The organism is Thalassolituus sp. UBA3500, from assembly GCF_002377545.1.
GTDB lineage: Bacteria > Pseudomonadota > Gammaproteobacteria > Pseudomonadales > Oceanobacteraceae > Thalassolituus.
Genome location: NZ_DFQB01000047.1, coordinates 50,928 through 53,397, shown reverse-complemented (window position 1 = coordinate 53,397; position 2,470 = coordinate 50,928). Strand labels below are relative to the sequence as shown.

The window sequence follows — 2,470 nt, the reverse complement described above, 5'->3', positions numbered from 1 at the left end:
TCTAATGTCGTACCAACCTCACCCCGAGCCCCAACCTCGAAATAGCGGGCGACGCGCCACATAGCTTCGACGCCCACGCCGCCTACCCACGTTGATTCAGCGGTATCTGACCAATGTGTATTCCCACGTTCACTCTGGGCGTAGCCTGCAAAAGCATTCCAACTGAATGTGAGGTAATCGGCCGGCTGGGCGAATTGGGTGATTACTCCCGCGTCCAGTAACGACCACGCGGAATCTCCTTCAGGAGCGCGAGTGTAGCGTACGGAACCATATTCTCCGAGGACAGGAAACAGCCAACCGACAGAATAGGCGCTCGCTGTTGAAAGGGTCAGTTCGAGGCGATGTTTCCCGGGTCGCGCGTCATTCACGAGCTTCCAGAGTTCGTCACGAGGGAAAGTTTCGAGTAGGTGAAGATCATCAACGTGCAGCCAACCACTATTTCGTCCGTCCGTCGCTTTAACCCAGCTGCCACGACGTGCGACAACATCCAGACGACGATAAGGTGTGACTTCGTAAATCACAGGGAAGGCCTCTGATGGCCCATTCCGCAAACCGATATACACCTGCTCAGCAGTAGCCGGTTGAGCAATCCCCAGAGTGATTACTGTTGTAATCAGCAATATCAGCAGTGGTGAAAACAAGCGCATCGCCTGCATGTAAAACATCCTGCAAATCTTTTATTATTTTCCGGCGGCGCCAACGTTCTCTGGCAAACCCACCGATTTTTAATTTTCAGCTACTTGCTGAGAAACCTCATTGCATCCTCAAGACCAGACAAGGTCATGGGATACATTTTATCTTTGACCAAAGAACGTATCGCACCCAGCGAGCCGCCATTCCCCCAATGGTCTTCTGGTGCCGGGTTCAACCAGACCAGTTTATCGAAATGGTTCGCCATACGTTCCATCCAGACAGCGCCGGGTTCTTCATTCCAATGTTCAACACTGCCGCCTGCATGCGTAACCTCATAAGGTGCCATCATGGCGTCACCGACGAAGATAACCCGGTAATCCTGTCCATACTTGCGCAAAATGTCCCAAGTTTCTGTGCGCTCGTTCATACGACGAATGTTATTTTTCCACACCGACTCGTACAGGCAGTTATGAAAATAAAAGGTTTCCATATGCTTGAATTCGGTGCGTGCAGCGGAGAACAGCTCTTCACAGACGCGGACATGCGGATCCATGGAGCCACCAACATCAAAGAAAAGCAGCACTTTAACGGCATTATGACGCTCGGGAACCATCTTAATGTCCAGCATACCGGCATTTCGGGCGGTAGAGCTGATGGTGTCGTTCATATCAAGCTCATCGGCTGCACCCTGTCGCGCAAAGCGGCGCAGACGCCTCAGGGCAACCTTGATATTACGAATACCTAGCTGAACGTTATCGTCCAAATTCTTATAGTTACGCTGTTCCCAGACTTTCGCTGCCTTTTTATGGCGCGACCTGTTCTGATCAATACGAACACCTTCGGGATTGTAACCCTCGGAGCCGAACGGTGATGTACCGCCCGTACCAATCATTTTGTTACCGCCCTGGTGGCGCTTCTTCTGCTCTTCCAGACGCTCCTGCAGAGTCTTCATAAGCTCATCAAAGCCACCAAGAGATTCAATCTTGGCCATTTCGTCTTCAGAGAGCAGCTTCTCCATTTCTTTCCGCATCCACTCTGCAGGAATACTGGCATCGTCGAACAACGACGGCATTGCCTCTATGCCCTCAAAGTATGCGGCGAATGCCTTATCGAACTTGTCGTAATGCTTTTCGTCCTTCACGAGGATCAGCCGCGCAAGCGCGTAAAACTCCTCAAGGTCAGCAAATGCCACCCGCGCCTGAACAGCTTCAACGAGATCAAGGTACTCGCGAATGGAGCACGGCACTTTCGCACGACGAACGGTGTCGAAAAAGTCGATCAGCATGATCAGCCCCGGCGGCGACTCATAAAGGCGAGGCGCTCAAGCAAATGGACATCCTGCTCGTTCTTAACGAGTGCACCAGCCATCGGCGGAATTGCCTTAGTCGTATCGTGGTTACGCAGCAATTCAACCCCCAGCTCATCTGCCATCAGTAATTTCAGCCAGTCAACCAGTTCTGATGTTGAAGGCTTCTTCTTCAGGCCTGGCACTTTGCGCACATCGAAGAATACCTCAAGTGCGTCATTGACCAGTTCCGCCTGAATGTTCGGAAAGTGTACGTCAACAATGGCCTTCATCGTTTCGCGATCCGGGAAATCGATATAGTGGAAGAAACAACGACGCAGAAACGCATCCGGAAGTTCCTTTTCATTGTTACTGGTGATGACCACAATCGGGCGATTCACTGCTTTGATCGTCTGCCCGGTCTCGTAGACGTGAAACTCCATTTTATCGAGCTCAAGCAACAAATCGTTCGGAAATTCAATATCCGCCTTATCAATTTCATCAATCAAAAGAACGACCTTCTCATCTGCCTCGAAAGCTTCCCAAAGCTTC

The 2,470-nt window shown here is 51.1% G+C and carries 3 protein-coding genes; all 3 read right to left on the bottom strand.

Features of this window, described 5'->3' with window-relative positions; translation table 11 throughout:
* Positions 1-665: hypothetical protein (locus tag B2R29_RS12150; protein ID WP_301181305.1), on the bottom strand; the 665-nt coding region annotated here is incomplete at its 3' end.
* A 71-nt stretch (positions 666-736) separates the two neighbouring features.
* Positions 737-1,918 carry a vWA domain-containing protein gene (locus B2R29_RS12145; protein WP_301181304.1) on the bottom strand — a complete coding sequence of 394 codons (1,182 nt, stop codon included), beginning with the start codon at positions 1,916-1,918 and terminating at the stop codon, positions 737-739.
* A 2-nt stretch (positions 1,919-1,920) separates the two neighbouring features.
* Positions 1,921-2,470: AAA family ATPase (locus B2R29_RS12140; protein WP_301181303.1), on the bottom strand; the 550-nt coding region annotated here is incomplete at its 5' end.